At 72.4% G+C, this 17,185-nt stretch carries 14 protein-coding genes; 5 read left to right on the top strand and 9 right to left on the bottom strand.

Annotation, left to right across the window (positions count from 1 at the left end; translation table 11 throughout):
* Positions 1–126 precede the first annotated feature (126 nt).
* A complete protein-coding gene (locus tag ACIP63_RS16810) occupies positions 127–489 on the bottom strand; it encodes a hypothetical protein (protein WP_401516281.1) in 363 nt (120 codons plus the stop codon).
* A 235-nt stretch (positions 490–724) separates the two neighbouring features.
* Here ACIP63_RS16810 and ACIP63_RS16805 point away from each other — a divergent pair, with 235 nt between their 5' ends.
* The gene (locus ACIP63_RS16805; protein ID WP_401516280.1) at positions 725–1,858 is read left to right on the top strand and encodes a PLP-dependent cysteine synthase family protein; all 1,134 of its coding nucleotides are present in this window, start codon (positions 725–727) and stop codon (positions 1,856–1,858) included.
* Between the two features lie 13 nt (positions 1,859–1,871).
* Here ACIP63_RS16805 and ACIP63_RS16800 read toward each other — a convergent pair whose 3' ends face one another.
* From ACIP63_RS16800 to ACIP63_RS16790, 3 genes are all read right to left on the bottom strand, one after another.
* Complete coding sequence (locus tag ACIP63_RS16800) at positions 1,872–3,005, bottom strand: PP2C family protein-serine/threonine phosphatase (RefSeq protein ID WP_401516278.1); 1,134 nt, start codon at positions 3,003–3,005, stop codon at positions 1,872–1,874.
* 92 nt (positions 3,006–3,097) lie between these two features.
* The gene (locus ACIP63_RS16795; RefSeq protein WP_401516276.1) at positions 3,098–3,532 is read right to left on the bottom strand and encodes an SRPBCC family protein; all 435 of its coding nucleotides are present in this window, start codon (positions 3,530–3,532) and stop codon (positions 3,098–3,100) included.
* Positions 3,533–3,597: 65 nt separating this feature from the next.
* Positions 3,598–4,428, bottom strand: a complete 831-nt coding sequence (locus tag ACIP63_RS16790; protein WP_401516274.1) for a DeoR/GlpR family DNA-binding transcription regulator — start codon at positions 4,426–4,428, stop codon at positions 3,598–3,600.
* A 257-nt stretch (positions 4,429–4,685) separates the two neighbouring features.
* Between ACIP63_RS16790 and ACIP63_RS16785 the strand changes: the two genes are divergently transcribed.
* A complete protein-coding gene (locus ACIP63_RS16785; protein WP_401516272.1) occupies positions 4,686–7,088 on the top strand; it encodes a hypothetical protein in 2,403 nt (800 codons plus the stop codon).
* Here the strand turns inward: ACIP63_RS16785 and ACIP63_RS16780 are convergent.
* From ACIP63_RS16780 to ACIP63_RS16760, 5 genes are all read right to left on the bottom strand, one after another.
* A complete protein-coding gene (locus tag ACIP63_RS16780; protein WP_401516270.1) occupies positions 7,058–9,490 on the bottom strand; it encodes a right-handed parallel beta-helix repeat-containing protein in 2,433 nt (810 codons plus the stop codon). The genes ACIP63_RS16785 and ACIP63_RS16780 overlap by 31 nt on opposite strands.
* Before the next feature lie 207 nt (positions 9,491–9,697).
* On the bottom strand, positions 9,698–10,315 hold the full coding sequence (locus ACIP63_RS16775; RefSeq protein ID WP_401516269.1) for a hypothetical protein: 618 nt from the start codon (positions 10,313–10,315) through the stop codon (positions 9,698–9,700).
* A 140-nt stretch (positions 10,316–10,455) separates the two neighbouring features.
* On the bottom strand, positions 10,456–11,280 hold the full coding sequence (locus ACIP63_RS16770; protein WP_401516268.1) for an MOSC domain-containing protein: 825 nt from the start codon (positions 11,278–11,280) through the stop codon (positions 10,456–10,458).
* A gap of 45 nt (positions 11,281–11,325) precedes the next feature.
* Positions 11,326–11,814 (bottom strand): DUF6643 family protein, encoded by a 489-nt coding sequence (locus ACIP63_RS16765; RefSeq protein WP_401516267.1) that lies wholly within the window; start codon positions 11,812–11,814, stop codon positions 11,326–11,328.
* A gap of 199 nt (positions 11,815–12,013) precedes the next feature.
* Positions 12,014–12,736, bottom strand: a complete 723-nt coding sequence (locus ACIP63_RS16760) for a FadR/GntR family transcriptional regulator (RefSeq protein WP_401516265.1) — start codon at positions 12,734–12,736, stop codon at positions 12,014–12,016.
* Between the two features lie 197 nt (positions 12,737–12,933).
* On the opposite strand from ACIP63_RS16760, the gene ACIP63_RS16755 reads away from it, so the two are divergent.
* The 3 genes from ACIP63_RS16755 (at position 12,934) to ACIP63_RS16745 (ending at position 17,156) form a co-directional block, all read left to right on the top strand.
* Positions 12,934–14,196: an SLC13 family permease gene (locus ACIP63_RS16755; RefSeq protein ID WP_401516263.1), complete on the top strand. Its 1,263-nt coding sequence runs from the start codon at positions 12,934–12,936 to the stop codon at positions 14,194–14,196.
* Between the two features lie 64 nt (positions 14,197–14,260).
* Entirely contained in the window at positions 14,261–15,718 is a 1,458-nt protein-coding gene (locus ACIP63_RS16750) for an acyl-CoA synthetase (protein ID WP_401516260.1), read from the top strand.
* A 109-nt stretch (positions 15,719–15,827) separates the two neighbouring features.
* Positions 15,828–17,156 carry an SGNH/GDSL hydrolase family protein gene (locus ACIP63_RS16745; protein ID WP_401516257.1) on the top strand — a complete coding sequence of 443 codons (1,329 nt, stop codon included), beginning with the start codon at positions 15,828–15,830 and terminating at the stop codon, positions 17,154–17,156.
* Positions 17,157–17,185: the final 29 nt, after the last annotated feature.

Genomic DNA, 17,185 nt, shown 5'->3' with positions numbered 1-17,185 from the left:
GCCCTGCGTGGCTCCCGGCGGGGGCTGCTTTCGCTGTCACCACCGGTGCACCATCAGTGACGTGTGACCAGCGTGACCCAGGGGGTTGGGCTCCGCAACTCGCGGTGTCCGTACCGGACCGTACAGTCAGATCCGCCGTCCCGCGGCGCTGCGCAGCGCCTTCAGGAATCTGCGGACCGGCGCCGCCCCGCCGGGCCGGCGGTTGCGCTGGCCCATGGTCAGCCGGTACCGCACGCCGTTGATCCTGGCGACCGCCGAGTCCGCCGCCAGGAACCACGGCCTCCCGGCGCTCACCGCGGTCACCGGGGCGCTGGCGATCTCCCGCCCGTCGCTCGTCAGCAGCGCGATCCGGCCGTCCTCGACGATCACTTGGCCGGCCCTGGTCAGTGACCGCGCCCAACGGCGGATCCTGACATCGCTCGCCCTGAACTCCACCGCGCCGAACTCCCGCGCGCCGAAATCCGCAGGGCTGAATTCTGTCTCGGCCATGGCGACTTCGCCCCCCTTGTACCGGCTTCTGCAATTCTGCCCGTGGACAGGGCTCGTACGCCAGGCCTCACCCCCATCGATTCCGGCCGCGGCCCGGATCGGGCACGCGGCCGGGCGTGCCGGCGGGGCGCCCGGGCCAAGGGAGGCCTATGGGGCGCCAAAGTAAACGTTTGTGCAGGTAGGGGGAATATCGTGGGTCCTACGGAGAACCGCCGTCACCCGAAGGAGACCGCTGATGGACACCGGTGAGCGCACACCTGGCGGTGGCGTCATGAAGACCGTCGACGTCGACCGGAGCGACCCGGACTACCGGGCCTGGCTCAAGGAAGCCGTGCGCAAGGTCCAGGCGGACGCGAACCGTTCGGCGGACACCCATCTCCTGCGCTTCCCGCTGCCGGAGCACTGGGGCATCGACCTCTACCTCAAGGACGAGTCGACGCACCCGACGGGCAGCCTCAAGCACCGGCTGGCCCGTTCCCTCTTCCTCTACGGACTCTGCAACGGGTGGATCCGACGTGGCAAACCGGTCATCGAGGCCTCCAGCGGCTCGACGGCCGTCTCGGAGGCGTACTTCGCGAAGCTGATCGGTGTGCCCTTCGTCGCGGTGATGCCCCGGACCACCAGCCCCGAGAAGTGCCGCCTGATCGAATTCCACGGCGGGCAGTGCCACTTCGTCGACGACTCCCGCCGGCTCTACGAGGAGTCGGCGGCCCTCGCGGCCGAGACGGGCGGTCACTACATGGACCAGTTCACCTACGCCGAGCGCGCCACCGACTGGCGGGGCAACAACAACATCGCCGAGTCCATCTACCAGCAGCTGAGGCTGGAGCGGTATCCCGAACCCGCCTGGATCGTCGCCACCGCCGGCACCGGCGGGACCTCCGCGACCATCGGGCGCTACGTCCGCTACATGCAGCACGACACGCGGATCTGCGTGCCGGACCCGGAGAACTCCTGCTTCTTCGACGGATGGACCCGGCACGACCAGCTGGCGACCAGCGACCGCGGCTCACGCATCGAAGGCATCGGCAGACCCCGGATGGAGCCGAGCTTCGTGCCCGGAGCCATCGACCGCATGATGAAGGTGCCCGACGCGGCCAGCGTCGCCGCAGTCCGGGTGCTGGAGCGCGCCATCGGCCGCAAGGCGGGCGGCTCGACCGGCACCGGGCTGTGGAGCGCCTTCAAGCTTGTGGCCGAGATGGTGGAGACGGGGAGCACCGGGAGCGTCGTCTCGCTCTTCTGCGACCCGGGCGACCGCTATCTCGACAAGTACTACTCGGACGAGTGGCTGAGCGGCCAGGGCCTGGACATCAGGCCGTACACGGAGACGATCGACCACTTCCTGGCCACCGGCACCTGGCCGGCCTGAGCCGGGCAGCCGCTCACCCCGGGCCCGGAAGCCGTTCCACCGCCACAAGGGCGGCGTCGTCCCCCAGGTGGCCGCCCGCGTGGCGCAGCAGATCGGCGCAGATCCGCTCCAGCAGCGGCTCGGGCCCCATACGCGGCCACGAGGCCACCCGCTCGGCCAGCGGGTAGAAGTCACCCGAGCCGTTCCGCGCCTCCGTGACCCCGTCCGTGTACAGCAGCAGCACATCACCGGCCCGGAACGCGAACACGTCCTCGGTGTGGCCACCGGCGGTCAGCGGACCGACCCCGAGGGGCGGAGCAGGCTCCGTCGCGTCGAGGGCGTCCACCCGGCCCGCCCGCAGGAGCAGGGGCGGCGGATGACCGCAGCTGACGAGACGGAGCTCCTGCACGGCATCCGGGATGTCGAGCACGGCCGCGGTCACGAACGCCTCGGCGATGTGCTGGTCATCGGCCGGGTCGTCCGCCTCGGTCAGGGAGTCGATCTGCTGGGCGGCCACACTCGACTCGAGCCGGGCGACCAGCCCGGGCAGATGCTCCTCCTGGCGGGCCAGCGCGCGGAAGGCGCCGAGCACGCCGGCGGCGCTGCTGATGGCGTCGAGGCCCTTGCCGCGGACGTCTCCGATGATCACCCGGGTTCCCCGGGGCGTGCGCGCGGTCGCGTACAGATCACCGCCGAGCTGGGCGCCCTCCTCGGCCGCCAGATAGACCGAGGCGAGGCCCAGCGGGCCACTGCGGCCGGGCAGGGGCCGGAGCACACTCCGCTGGGCCGCCTCGGCCACGGTGCGCAGCTGCACCATCTCCGCCGCGTGGCGCTCCCGCAGGTGGGCGAAGAACGTGACGATCGCCGAGATCAGGAAGAGAGCGGCGATCTGGTACATGTGATTGAGATCGGTGATGCTGGTGCGCGCCAGCGCCACGACCGCCTGGGCCACCACCGCCACCGCGCCGACGAACGCGGTCAGCCGCGGACCGGCGAACGACGCGGTGAGCGCCGGGGCCGCCACGAGGAACGGACCGAGGTGCACCTCGGGGGGCACGACGATGTCGACCACGGTCACGATCGCGATCAGTGCGAAGGGCACCGCGACGAAGGCCCGGGTCCGCCGGGTACCGCCCTGGAGTCCGTCCGTCGATTGCCGCACACCCATGGATCCGGGATACCGCATCGCACTCCTCGCCGCCCCTCCTGGGCGCAGGCCCCGGAGGGACCGCACCACAGGGACGGGCGCCCAGGCGCGCCTCAGTCGTCGAGCAGAGTGCCGAGCACCCGGCCGAAGACCCGTCGCCCCGCCCCGGCCAGCAGCGGATCGGTCCAGCGCGGCAGCAGCCTCACACGCAGCTCCTCGACCCAGATCACATGCGAGCCCGAACCGGTCGGGCACACGTCGATCGACGCCCGGCCGCGCACCAGGGAACCCCGCTTCTCCAGCCGGCACAGCCCCGCCCGGCCGGCGGCCGGCGGGGTCCACCGCACCACTTCCATCGGATCGTCGAAACCCAGCGGCCCCACGCCGGTACGGGCGACGAAGACCGTCCCCGTCCCGGTCGGCAGGCCCGCGGGGACGGTGACCGTGGTGAACGGAACGGTCCCGCCGTGCCGCTCCCAGTCGGTCACCCGTCGCCATGCCTCGGCGGCAGGGAGGGGGGTGAAGCGCTCTATGCGGAATACGGCCACACTCCGATCCTAGGACGTCCGCCGCCCGTGAGCCCGGGAACGGAAGGCGTGGCCCGCCCGGCGGACTACTCGTCCGCCGGCCCGCCCGCCACCACCAGGCCCGGCAGGTGCTCCTCGATCTCCTGCCTGACGCTGCCCGGCAGACCCGCGTCCGTGACGAAGGCATCGACCTCGTCGAGCGCCGCGAAGGAACTCAGGCCCACCGTCCCCCACTTGGTGTGGTCGGCCACCACGACGACACGCCTGGCCGCCTGCACGAAGCGGCGGTTCGTCTCGGCCTCCGCGAGATTGGGCGTGGAGAGTCCGGCCTCGACCGAGATCCCGTGCACGCCGAGGAACAGCACGTCGAAGTGGAGCGAGCCGATCGCGCGGTCCGCGACCGGCCCGACGAGCGAGTCCGAAGGCGTACGCACCCCGCCGGTCAGCACCACCGTGGCCGCGCCGGCCCGCGCGCCGCCCGCAGCCGTCGGCCGCTGCGCGCCGTGGAACACATCGGCGACCCGCACCGAATTCGTCACCACGGTCAGGCCCGGGACGTCCAGGAGATGCCTGGCCAGCGCGAACGTCGTCGTGCCGCCGGAGAGCGCGATCGCGCTGCCGGGCAACGCCATCCCGGCCGCCGTGCGCGCGATGTCCTCCTTGGCACTGAGCTCCAGCGTCGACTTGGCCTCGAAACCGGGCTCGTGCGTGCTCGCCTCGACGACCGGCACCGCTCCGCCGTGGACCTTCTCGATGACACCCTGGCGCGCCAGTGCGTCCAGGTCCCGGCGGATGGTCATGTCGGAGACGCTCAGCTTGCGGGTCAGCTCGTTGACCCTGACCCCGCCGCGCTTGCGGACGTCGTCCAGAATGAGCGCACGCCGCTGCTCCGCGAGCAGGTTCTGATTCTCGCTCAACGCCGGGCCCCGGTCCTTCGCTCTGTCCGCACGGTCCGGCAGCGGTCCTGCGGGACCCCCACATCCTCCCACGCACGCGTACGAGCCGTCCCACTGGGGAGATTCGGTGAGAGCCGGTGCGGCGGACGGCTCCCGTCGGCGATGGTGGTGACTGCGCGTCAGCCCAGCTCGTCCCGCGCGCACCAGCCCAGCTCGTCCCGGACGAACAGCCGCCCACCGGCCGTGAGCCGGAAGGACCAGAGAGCGAGTCACCGACATTGCCCCCTGCCCCCAAGGCCGAGGCCGCCCAGAGCAGCGGCGTCGCACTGGAACTGCTCGTCCACGGTGTCGGCGGAACCACTCCGCAGGAGATGCTCGGCGACCCGCGTACGACGAGGATCACGGGTGACGCCACGGCCGCCGTCCACCGGCGCACCGAGGACGTCGGAGCCGAACACCACCCCGAGCGCCACCGGGACGGGCCCATCGCCGAGGCCTACTGCTGGTCCAACCTCACCTCGGGCAACGGGTCCCGCGCCCTCTGGCTGCTGCTGCTCCCCTTCATGGTGGTCAACCTCGCCCACTGGATGCGGCCCGCCGCCCAGGGGCGCAGGAGGACGGTCCGGATCTACGGGGTGCTGGTGCGGCTCCTCGCGCTCAGCCTCACCGTGCTCCTGACCGCCGCGGTCTGCGAGGTCGCCCTCGACCTGGTGGCCTGGCAGTGCGCGGGGACGCCCGAGTGCTCCGTGCAGCGCTCCTGGCTGGGCTTCCTCTCCACGCGGCAGGACGGCTGGTTCGCCCAGCCCGGACGCCGCCTCGCCGTCGCGGCCCTGGTGCCCGCCGCCCTGGTGGGACTCCTCTGGTACCTGTCCAACCGCACCTGGGCCGCCTACGAGTCACAGCGCTCCCTGACCTGGGACGAACCGGACAGCGCGGAGACGGACGAGGAGGCGGACACGGACGAGGCCGCGCAGCCCGGCGGGCCCCTCGTCCGCCCGGCCCTCGGCAGGCCCGGCTTCTGGTACGGACGCAGGCTGGTGGCCCGGCTGCGCGCGGCGCACACCGCTGCCGGACTCCTCACGGTCGCGGCGGCGGTCGGCAGCACGGCGGCCCGGCACGACAGGGCCGCCGGCAGCCCCGTACCCCCGGTCGTCGGCGTCCTGTTCGAGACCGTCCTCGCCCTGTGCGGACTCGTCGTCGTCGCCGTGGTCTGCCACCGGGGGCGCAGCGAGCGGCGCCTCGACAACCGGCTCGACCGGGCCGTCACCACCTTCCTGCCCTGCGCCGCCCTCGCCCTGCTGCTCGGCGCGGTCGTGTACGCCGGCTGGTCACGCCCCGACTGGGTGTCCTCGGGTGCCCTCTCCGGAGAGGCCGTCTTCCGCACGCTCGCACTGGGCCAGGGCCTGCTCGTCTCCGTACTCGCCGTGGTGGCCCTGAGCCTGTACCGGCGTGCCCCCGAGCCGCGCACCACCCTCCACGGTCTCGGCGGCCCGGCGGTGGCCATGCTCGCCTGCGCGCTCGGCGGGGTGATGACCGGCGGGATCGCCCAGCGCGTGGCCGACTGGCTCGACGGCCCCGGCACGCCCGGCATGGGTGCGGGCGCGGACATAGAGGGGCCGCCCGTGCTCCTCAGCTGGCAGGCATCCGTCATCCCGGTCCTGCTGCTGCTCCTGCTCCCGCCCGTCATCTGGCTGGCCGTCCGCACCGTGCGCCGTGCCCGCAGGCTGGGGCCCGCCGTCGAGGCGGAGTACGAGGAGAAGAACCCCGAGCCCGGACGCACCCGGCGGATCGCCCGCACCCGGGCCACCGCGGCACTCACCGACTCCGCGCCCGGGATCCTCGGGCTGCTCTCCGCCGCCACGCTGCTGCTCGGTGCCGCAGCCGTGACCGGCTCCTGGCTCACCGGCGAGGTTCCCGGCCTCGCGACGGACGGCACGGGTCCGTTCGTCGAGTCGGCCGCCGAGACCGCCCAGTCGACCGGCTCCTGGATGACCGGTTTCGGCGTGATACTGCTCGTCACCTGGGGGCGCCGTGCCTACCGTGACGTCTCCGCCCGGCGCACCATCGGCATCCTGTGGGACGTGGGCACGTTCTGGCCGCGTGCCGCCCATCCGTTCGCACCGCCCTGCTACGCGGAGCGGGCCGTCCCGGACCTCTCGTCCCGCATGTGCGCCTGGACGGGGAGCACCCGCGGCAGGCTCGTCATCTCCGGCCACTCCCAGGGAAGCGTGCTCGCCGCGGCGGCGGTGTGGCAGCTCCCCGACACCGCCCGGCGCCGGGTCGCTCTGCTCACGTACGGATCCCCGATCGAGCGGCTGTACGGGCGCTGGTTCCCGGCCTACTTCGGCCGCGTCCCCCTCGAAGGGCTGCACCGGTCCGTCCACTGCTGGCGCAACCTCTGGCGTTCGACGGACCCCATCGGCGGCCCCGTCAGGATCGACGAGGGGCCGGGCCACGAAGTGGACCGGGGCCCGCTGAAGGACCCGCTGGTCCACGGCCGCACCGCCGAACACCCGCTGCCGGAACCCATCCTGGGGCACTCCGACTACCAGGCCGACCCGGTCTTCGCCGTCGAGCGTGCCGCGCTCCTGCAACGGCTCGAGCCCGTCGTGCCCCAGCAGGCGGGTACGGAGGGCCGGGACAGCACCGCTCAGGGAAGCGCCGGAAGATCCTCGGGGTAGAGCATGGTCAGGTCCTCGGTGGTCGGTTCGGGGAGCTGGGCGACGCGGCCGGCGTGCCGCTCCACCATCGACTCGAAGGTCTGACGGGCCGTTCGGCCGTTGCCGAAGGCGGGGCCCTTGGGAAGCGCCGTGAAGTACTTGAGCAGCGCTTCCCCCGTGCCCTCCGCAAGGCTGTACTCGTGCTCGTCGCTCTGCTGCTCGACGATCCGCAGCAGCTCCTCGGGCTCGTAGTCACTGAAGGTGATGGTCCGCGAGAAACGGGACGCCACACCGGGGTTGACGGTGAGGAAGCGCTCCATCTCGTGCGTGTACCCGGCCACGATCACCACCACGGCGTCGCGGTGGTCCTCCATCAGCTTCACCAGCGTGTCGATGGCCTCCCGGCCGAAGTCGCGGCCCGAGTCCTCGGGCGAGAGGGCGTACGCCTCGTCGACGAACAGGACCCCGCCGCGCGCCCGGTCGAACGCCTCCTGGGTGCGGATCGCGGTGGACCCGATGTGCTCGCCGACCAGATCGACGCGCGACACCTCCACGAGGTGGCCGTGCTCCAGGACACCGAGCGAGGCCAGGATCTCCCCGTACAGCCGGGCCACCGTCGTCTTGCCCGTGCCGGGGGAGCCGGTGAAGACCAGGTGCCGGCGCACCGACGCCGCCTTCAGACCCGCCAGCCGGCGGCGCCGGCCCACCTCGATCATGTCGGTCAGCGCCCGCACCTCACGCTTGACGCTGTCGAGGCCCACCAACGCGTCGAGTTCGCCCAGGACGGCGCCCGAGTCGCGCACCGGTTCGGCGGGCGCCGCGGGCACGGCGGCGGGCTCGGCGGTCCGCTGCCCGGGCATCGCGCCCAGCAGTCCGGGAGTGGTCTGCGTCGCCGTCAGGACCGGCGGGGGCGGGGGAGTGGCGCCGCGCAGGCCGCTCTCGTCGCTGGTGCAGTCCCGCGCCACCGGACCACCGGCGCTGCCGTCGCCGCCGGAGCCGTCGGCGAACTCGTATCCGCCGCGTGCGCACCGCTCGGTCCGGCACCGGGTCAGGGTCGAGCGGCAGCCGCCCATCACATGGAAGCCGTAGCCGTCGCTCCCCGTGACCCGGCAGCTGTCGAAGGTGCCCCGGCCCTCCGCGGAGACGTAGAAACCGGCCTCCGCGGGCGAGGTGACCGTGCACCTCTCGATGGTCGGGTCGGCGCCCTTGGTCACGATGACCCCGGTCTGCGCCGCGTCGATCGTGCAGTTGTTCAGTGTGCCGCCGCTGCCGTGGTCCCGGAACCACGCTCCGGTGGAGGCCTCGCGGATCCGGCAGTCGTCGAGCTGGGCGGTGGCGCCGTCGCTCACCGACACCGCCGTGTTGCGGATCTGGGTCAGATCGCTGTCCACGACATCCGCGCGTGAGCCCCGGTCGAGGACGAAGAGGGCGTCGGGCACATCATGGACGCGGCACGAGTCGAGTATCACCGTGGCCCCGTCGCTGACCCACACCGCCGGATAGTCACCCGTACTGTCGTGGATCTCGCACTGGTTGGCGTCCACACGGGTACCCGGATCCCAGACCGAGAGGCCGTTGCGGCCGAACCTGCGGACGGTGGAGCGGGTCAGGGTGAGGACCGAACGGGAGCGCAGGTCGACCGCGTTCTCCGGAATGTCGTGGATGTCGCAGTCCGCGAGCGTGAGAACCGCGTCGGTGTCCAGGGTGACCCCGTCGGCGGACGTACGGTGCACGCTGCAGTCCGTGAGGTGCGCGGTACCGCGGGAGGTGACCTGCACCCCGCTGCCCTTGATCTCGTACACCTCGCAGCCCACCGCCTCGAGGCCGCTGCCCTCCCCGGTCACGCTCAGCCCCGCGCCCGACGAGTGGTGCACGCGGCAGCGTTCGAGCCGGGGGTGCGCGCCGTCGCGGACCGCGACGCCGGACCGGCCCGCCGAGACGATCTCGCAGTCCTCGAACACGCCTCCGGCACCGTCGAGTACGGCGATGCCCACCCCGGCCGGGTTGTCGACCGTGCAGCGGCGCACGGTCGGCCTGGCGGCACCCCGCACCTCCATGCCGGCGGCCGACCTGGTCACGATGCGCAGGTCCGACAGCTCGGGGGTGCCCTCCTCGACGAGCAGCGCGGGGGCGGCCGAGTCCTGGCCCTCCACATGCAGGTCCTGGACGACGGCGGAGGCGCGGACGGTCAGGGGGACACCGTCGGCCGGCGCGATCCGTACCGAACCCGCGGATCCCTCGGGGCCGCGCAGCGTCACCGCGCGGTGGACGACGAGATTCTCCCGGTAGGTGCCGGGGGCGATCGTGAGGACGTCACCGTCCGCTGCGGCCTCCAGGGCTGCGGTGAGGGATGCGTATTCGCCCGTACGGCGCCGCCATCGCGATGTGCCGGTGTGCGTCACCTGGACCGTGCCCTGTGCCATGGTGCTGCTGTGCCCCCACCTCGTGCCGTGTGCGCTGCCTCGTGACGTGTCCCCAGGCGCCGCCGGTCGGCCGGCAGCCCTCTGGCCCGCCTGCCGAGGAGTCGGGCGGGCCGGTCCACCGTAGCGCGCGTGACGGGCGCGAGTTGACGGGTCGGCCGCCGAAGGCCACTGGTCAGCCGGATACGGGGGGAACCCGCGCCCCCGGGGTCAGCTGCCCGTACCCGTTCTGCCCCAGTCGGGGCCGACTTCGGCCCAGGCGCGGTCGAGCCGGGTGTACCGCCGTTGCATCATGCGCCATACGACGAGCCTGCGGGCGATTTCGGTCAGACCGCCCGCGATCAGCGTCGCACCGATGCCTGCGAGCACCGTGTGGGTGCGGGCCGTGGACATGTCCATGGGACGCATCGCGGGACGGCCCCGGTCGTCCGTCCAGATCTGGATCCGGGTGCCGGGCGCGGTCTCCGTGGACCCCGTCGACACGGTGCCGGTGCGTGCCGTACCGTCCGGGGCGAGCCAGTCGGCCACCACCGACGTACGCATGGAGCCCTCGGCGACGGCCGCCTCGGGGTCCTGGGCGAAGCGGGACGTGCCCGGGGCCGCGCGGACCACGACGGCGGCGGTCGGACGGCGTTGCTCGTGCTGGGTCCGCACCGTCTGCCGGAGTGCGTCGTCCGTGAGTACGCCGACCTTCCAGCCGAGGGCCGGTGCCGCCAGCAGCATCAGGAGCAGCGCGGTCAGCGCCACCCATGCCTCGTGCCGGTCGGTGGCCCGGCACACGGGATTGTGCCGCCACCGCCGGATTCCCAGAACCGCTCGCACAGTCATGCACCCCCTTCCCTGTCCGTGATAACCCGGGAGGGCGGCGATTACGTCCTCCGACGGCGAAGAGAGAGCAACCTCACGCCGCCAACGGCCCCCACGCCCGCCCGAGTTCCGATCCGCTCCGCCTCCGGTGCGCCGGGTGGTCAGCCGAGGATCCGCACCGGGTCCCCGGCCCGGATCACACCGGCGCCCTCCGGGACCAGGAGCTGGCCGAAGAGGAGGAGCTTCCCGTCCTGGCGGTGCCGGGCGAGCGTGCGCAACGGCTCCCTGCCCCGCTCACCGGTCCGCTGGTCGGTGGTCGTGATGACGCACCGTCCGCACGGCTTGGCGACACGGAACGCGACCTCCCCGATCGTGATCCGCTTCCAGTCGTCCTCGGCCCAGGGCGCGGTGCCGTCCACGACCACGTTCGGCCGGAACCGGTTCATCGGCAGCGGCCCCTCGTCCGGATGGTCCCCCTGGGCCACCAGCGAGTTGAGCGCGTCCAGCGAGGCACGCGTGGTGAGGAGCAACGGGAACGTGTCGGCGAGCGACACCGTCTCGCCCGGCCGGCCGAACTCCGGATCGACGGGTCTGCGGTGCGACGGCGCGTCGAGATGGACGAGCCGGACCTCCGCACCGAGCCGCGCGCCGAACCACGCGTGGGCGGCGTCCGCGGCCGGAACCGTCGTGACCTTGCTCCGGTGGAGCTCCGCGACGACCGTGCGGGCCGGGTCGGGCACCTCCACCGTCAGGGACGGGCTCCCGGGCGCCGACAGCACGAGTCCGCCGCCCGGCACGGGCTCGGCGGACAGCTGCGCCATGCGCGGCTGCTGACGCTGGGTGACGACCCTGCTCCCGCTGTCGATCAGCATCCAGCGGCGGTCGCCGGCGAGTCCCCACGGCTCGACGACGGCCTCGTCGGCGGCGCGGGCAGCCAGCGACTTGACCGGGTGGATGTGTACGGCACTGAGCGCGGGCGAAAGCATGCGCTCATCCTGCCAGCCGTCACCGACGACGGCAGGCGGCGTCCGTCAGTAGCCCCGGCTCTGGTACGGGCGGTTGTACGGATCCTCGTACGGCGACTGCGCGGGGGCGGGCACGGGCCGGGGCGACGCGGGACGCATCGCCTCGTAGCCCGTGCCGGGCCGCTGCTGCTGTTGCTGCTGGTAGCCGCGGGGCGCGGACGGCTGCTGCGGGATGTACGGCGCCGGCGCGTGCTGCAGCTGTGCGGGCTGCATCATCGGCGCCTGCTGCGTCCCGGCGTTCTGGTACTGCGGCTGCGCCGCCTGCTGCGGGTAGCCGTAGGACCCGGTGTGCTGCGACGGGGCCGCGGGCAGCGCCGGAAGAGCGGACGGCAGAGCCGGCAGGTAGCTGTTCCCGGTGTCGTAGGCGGCGGGAACCCGGATCGGCGCGATCTGAGGGGTCCCCCGCTCGGCGACGAGGGAGTCGTAGATCGGGGTGTCGGGGAACGACGGCGCGGCGTAGTAGCCGCTGCCGTAGGTGGAGCGGGGGGAGGTCATGACACATAAGTTAAGCCCACGATGTGCCGGTTGGGGAGCCCCAATCTTGGGCTTATCCGTTTTACGCCAGTTCTGGCGGCCTGACCTGCTAAAACATTGCCAAAGCTTCCGTTGACGGCGGGGGCTTTTTTTATGTCCTACGAGAAGTGGCGCACGTGCCGCGGAGGGCGGCACCTGCCCGGCCCTCGTCCGGAACGGTTCAGGACGTCCCGTCGGCGGTGTCCGGTTCGGGGTTCCAGTCCAGGAGCCTCACCTTCGCGACGGTGCGGACGTGGCGCCGCATCGCCGCGGCGGCGGCCTTGCCGCGCCGCTCCTCGATGGCGTCGAGGATGGCCTGGTGCTGGGTCAGGGACCGGCCGGGCCGCCGCGGCTGGCGCAGGGACTCGTGCCTGCTCTCGGTGATCTGGTCGGCGATGGACCGCATGAACTCCGCCAGCAGCGCGCTGTGGGCGGCCGCGGTCACCGCGGCGTGGAAGCGCCGGTCGCCTTCGACGCCGTGGCCGCCGTCGGCGATCTCCGCGGCCATGTGGGCGAGCGACGCCCGCAGCGCGGTCAGATCCTGCTCGGTGCGCCGCTCCGCCGCGAGTTCGGCGAGTTTGGTCTCCAGCGCCTCACGCGCCTCCAGCACGTCGGGCAGTCTGCGCCGGCGCTCGACGAGCCGCTCGACGGGTTCGGCGTCCAGCCCGTCCCCGAGGAGGTAGGTGCCGCCTCCGTGCCGCACCTCGACGAGCCCCTGCACCTCGAGGACGACGATGGCCTGCTTCACCGAGGCCCGGGAGACTCTCAGGCGCTGAGCGAGGTCGCGCTCAGGCGGAAGCCTGTCACCGGCCACCAGACCGCTCTCGGCGGCGAAGGAGCGCAGCCGGTCGAGCACTTGCTCGTACAGTCGTGTGCGCCCCATGGGCCGCAGTGCGTCGGACATCCCCTGCCCTTGTTCCGGAGGGCCCCCGCGCCCTCTTGGCACCGGCAGCGTAGCAGCGCCCAGTGGTCCGGAGGCTGAACCAATTCCTGCGCACCCCCTTGACGGCTGTTGCCGCGCCCCGGACTCTGAGTGCCGTCAACAGGCGAAGTGGCTCATCCACCAGACCAATGAGGGTCGGCCCAGGACAGGAGCCCGCAATGTCCGCGGAACTCATCTCTATCCTCGTACTCGTGGTGGTCTTCGTGATCGCCACCACCCGCTCGATCAACATGGGCGCGCTGGCCTTCGCCGCCGCGTTCGTGGTGGGGGAGCTGGTCGCCGACCTGGACGCGGACGGTATCTTCGCCGGGTTTCCCGGAGACCTCTTCGTCGTCCTGGTCGGCGTCACCTATCTGTTCGCGATCGCCCGGGCCAACGGCACCACGGACTGGCTGGTGCACGCGTCCATACGCCTGGTCGGCGGGCGCATCGCCCTGATCCCCTGGGTGATGTTCGTGATCACCGGGGCGCTGACGGCGATCGGCGCGGTCAGCCCCGCCGCCGTGGCGATCGTCGCACCGATCGCTCTGAGTTTCGCGGCCCGTTACGGCATCAGCCCGCTCCTGATGGGTGCGATGGTGGTGCACGGGGCGCAGGGTGGCGGCTTCTCCCCGATCAGCATCTACGGCTCGATCGTGAACGGCATCGTGGAGCGCGAGAACCTGCCGGGGAACGAGATCGCCCTGTTCCTCGCCTCGCTGGCGGCCAACCTGGTGATCGCCGGTGTGGTGTTCGTACTCTTCGGCGGCCTGAAGCTCGCCCGGCACCGTGCCGCGGAGGGCGACGACTCGCCCGGGCCTCCCGCGGACGAGGAGACCCCCCGGCTCGACGCGCCCCGGGCGGCCACCCTTCTCGCGCTGGTCGCCCTCGTCGTCGCCGTACTCGGCTTCGATCTGGACGCGGGCCTGACCGCCATCACGCTCGCCGTGCTGATCAGCGCCGCGTGGCCGGACACCAGCCGCAAGGCGGTCGGCGCTATCGCCTGGCCCACCGTGCTGCTCATCTGCGGCGTGCTGACCTACGTCGGCGTGCTCGAGGAGATGGGCACGATCAAGTGGGCGGGGGAGGGCGTCGGAGGCATCGGAGTACCGCTGCTCGCGGCGCTGCTGCTGTGCTACATCGGCGCGATCGTCTCGGCGTTCGCCTCCTCGGTCGGCATCATGGGCGCGCTGATCCCGCTGGCCGTGCCGTTCCTCGCGCAGGGAGAGATCGGGGCGATCGGAATGATCGCCGCGCTGGCGGTGTCGGCGACCGTGGTGGACGTCAGCCCCTTCTCGACCAACGGGGCGCTCGTTCTCGCCGCGGCGCCGGACGTCGACCGGGAACGCTTCTTCAAGCAGCTGATGGTGTACGGCGGGGTCGTCGTCGCAGTGGTGCCCGCCGCGGCGTGGCTCGTCCTGGTGGTGCCGGGATTCGGGTGACTCCCGGCAGACCGCCGCCCCCGGCTCTCCCCTTCCCGCCGTTCCGTCGATCGGAGTACGACGCGTGAATGCCCCCACGGCACTGTTCCCCGCACTCGCCGAGCGCGGTTCGCGGCCCGCTCTGCGGTTCGGGGACCGCACCCTGTCGTACGAGGAACTCGCGGCGTCGGCCGGCTCCCTCGCCGCGACCCTGGGCACGGCCCGCCGGGTCGCCGTATGGGCGACGCCGACCCTGGAGACCGCCGTCGGTGTGGTGGCGGCCCTCCTCGCCGGAGTGCCCGCGGTGCCGCTCAATCCACGGACCGGCGAGCGCGAACTGGCGCACATCGTGGCCGACAGCGCGCCGTCGCTGGTCCTCGCCGCGGCGGACGACGCACTCCCCGCCGCGCTGGACGGACTGCCTCGCGAGAACGTCGACGCGAACGCGGGCCCCGCGGGCGCACTTCCCGCCGAACCCGGCCCGGGGCACCCCGCCCTGATCGTCTACACCTCCGGCACCACAGGCCCGCCCAAGGGCGCCGTCCTGCCGCGGCGGGCCCTGACCAGCACGCTGGACGCCCTTCGGGACGCCTGGGAGTGGGACGCCGACGACGTACTGGTCCACGCGCTGCCGCTGTTCCACGTGCACGGGCTCATCCTCGGCATCCTCGGACCCCTGCGGCGCGGGGGATCGGTGCGCCACCTCGGCCGGTTCAGCACCGAGGGCGTGACACGGGAACTGAGCGCCGGGGCCACGATGCTGTTCGGTGTGCCGACCATGTACCACCGCATCGCCGAGGCTCTCTCCACGGGACCGGGTGACGCCGCGCTCGCCCGGGCGCTGTCCGGTGCGCGCCTGCTCGTGTCGGGATCGGCGGCGCTTCCGGCACGCGACCACGAGCGGATCGCGGAGGCGACAGGCCGGACCGTCATCGAGCGCTACGGGATGACGGAGACCCTGATGAACACCAGCGTGCGCGCGGACGGTGAGCCTCGCGCCGGAACCGTCGGAGTGCCCCTGCGCGGGGTCGAGTTGCGGGTCGTCGACGAGGAGGGCGAACCGGCCGGCACGGGTCCGGACGTCGTCGGCGAGATCCAGGTGCGGGGCCCGAACCTCTTCACCGAGTACCTCAACCGGCCCGAAGCCACCACCGAGGCGTTCACCGGGGACGGGTGGTTCCGCACCGGAGACATGGCGGTGCTCGATCCGGACGGCTACGTCCGCATCGTCGGCCGCAAGGCGACCGACCTCATCAAGAGCGGCGGCTACAAGATCGGCGCGGGCGAGATCGAGAACGCGCTGATGGAGTACCCCGGCGTGAGGGACGCGGCTGTGACGGGTGAGCCGGACGCCGACCTCGGCGAGCGGATCGTGGCGTGGATCGTACCGGAGGACCCTCGACACCGCCCTGGCGTAGCCGAGTTGGCCGACCACGTCGCTGCTCAGCTCGCCCCGCACAAGCGTCCGCGGACCGTGCGCTACCTGTCCGAGCTGCCCCGTAACGACCTCGGCAAGATCATGAAGCGGGCTCTTCGCGCGTGATGCTTCGCACGGACCGGCGTAGGGGCACAGGCCCCCGAACTCCCGTCGGAGCCCGGCCGGAGGACCCGGCACGGAACCCCTTCCCCTCTTCCCACGGAAAGGCAAGCCGTTGATCCATTCCCTCGTCGCCGGAGCCCGCCGCCTCAGGGTGCCGCGGACCGGACGCACCTCGATGGCGGCGGCCGCCACCATGCTGGCGGCAGCCCTCGCCGTCTCCGCACCGACGACCGACGCCGCGGGCGACACCGCGTCCGGGCAACGGTCCGGCTCGCGCGGCTGGTTCACTTCCTGGGCGAACTCGCAGCACGACCTCGCCCCCGCTCCCCTGCGTGACCAGACCGTTCGCATGGTCAGCCACCTCAGCCAGGGGGGCGACGCGCTCCGCATCCGGATCCAGAACACATTCGGCACGACCCCCCTCACCGTGGACGCCGCCACCGTGGGGCTCACGGACGGCAGGAGCGCCGCCACACAAGGGCGTCCCCGGCCCGTCACCTTCGACGGCCGGCCGGAGGCGGTCATACCGGCCGGCGGCGAGCTCTGGAGTGACGCCACCGCCCTGACGACCCACGCCCAGACGGACGTCGCGGTCTCCCTGTCCGTCTCCGGCACCGTCGTCCCGGGCCGGCACGGGGCCGCGTTCCGTACCAACTACCTCACCGCGCCCGGCACCGGGGACCACACCCGCGACACGAGTCCCGCCGCCTACACGGAGACGACCGAGTCGACCTACCTGGTCACCGCCGTGGACGTGCACAACCCGCGCCTGAAGGGCGGCCTCGTCGCCTACGGCAGCTCCGTGGTCGACGGCGTCGGATCCACCGACTGCGGCCCCGGCTGCACTCAGCTCGGCGCCAACCGCCGATGGACCGACGACCTCGCACGGCGGATCACCGCGGAGCTGCCCCCGACGGGCCGGCTCACGGTGGCGAACGCCGGTGTCAACGGCACCACCAGCGCACCCGACTGCCCGAAGCTCGCAGAACCCCTGCGCGGCCTGGACTCGGGAGCGCGCCTGCAGCGGGACGTCCTGTCCCTCCACGGAGTCACCGGGGTCCTCTACTACTACGGCACCAACGACCTGCCCGCCGGATGCGACGCCGGGCAGGTGCTGGCGAGCTACCGCGACACCTTCCGACGGCTGCACGCGGCCGGCATCAAGGTGTACGTCACCCCGGTGACCCCCCGGCCGGGCTACACCGACGAGCACAACAGGGTCCGCCACACCGTCAACTCGTTCGTCCTGAACCGGAACGACTGCGGTGGCACCTGCGACGGCATCATGGGTTTCGACCAGGTCCTGAAGGACCCGTTGAAGCCGAACGCCATCAACCCGCCCTACGACACCGGTGACGGTGTCCACGTGAACATCTCGGGACAGCAGGCCCTGGCCGACACGCTCTCGCTGCCGATGCTCGCGGCCTCGGCACATCGGTGACCCCCGTCCAGGTGTGGGCTCACCGCAGG

The sequence above is a fragment of the Streptomyces sp. NPDC088746 genome (assembly GCF_044751065.1).
Taxonomy (GTDB): domain Bacteria; phylum Actinomycetota; class Actinomycetes; order Streptomycetales; family Streptomycetaceae; genus Streptomyces.
This window is presented reverse-complemented; position numbering and strand designations above follow the sequence as displayed.

Coding starts and splice junctions, on each gene's coding strand:
- ACIP63_RS16810 (WP_401516281.1), bottom strand. CDS start 489: ATGGCCGAGACAGAATTCAGCCCTGCGGATTTCGGCGCGCGGGAGTTC.
- ACIP63_RS16805 (WP_401516280.1), top strand. CDS start 725: ATGGACACCGGTGAGCGCACACCTGGCGGTGGCGTCATGAAGACCGTC.
- ACIP63_RS16800 (WP_401516278.1), bottom strand. CDS start 3,005: ATGGGTGTGCGGCAATCGACGGACGGACTCCAGGGCGGTACCCGGCGG.
- ACIP63_RS16780 (WP_401516270.1), bottom strand. CDS start 9,490: ATGGCACAGGGCACGGTCCAGGTGACGCACACCGGCACATCGCGATGG.
- ACIP63_RS16775 (WP_401516269.1), bottom strand. CDS start 10,315: ATGACTGTGCGAGCGGTTCTGGGAATCCGGCGGTGGCGGCACAATCCC.
- ACIP63_RS16770 (WP_401516268.1), bottom strand. CDS start 11,280: ATGCTTTCGCCCGCGCTCAGTGCCGTACACATCCACCCGGTCAAGTCG.
- ACIP63_RS16765 (WP_401516267.1), bottom strand. CDS start 11,814: ATGACCTCCCCCCGCTCCACCTACGGCAGCGGCTACTACGCCGCGCCG.
- ACIP63_RS16760 (WP_401516265.1), bottom strand. CDS start 12,736: ATGTCCGACGCACTGCGGCCCATGGGGCGCACACGACTGTACGAGCAA.
- ACIP63_RS16755 (WP_401516263.1), top strand. CDS start 12,934: ATGTCCGCGGAACTCATCTCTATCCTCGTACTCGTGGTGGTCTTCGTG.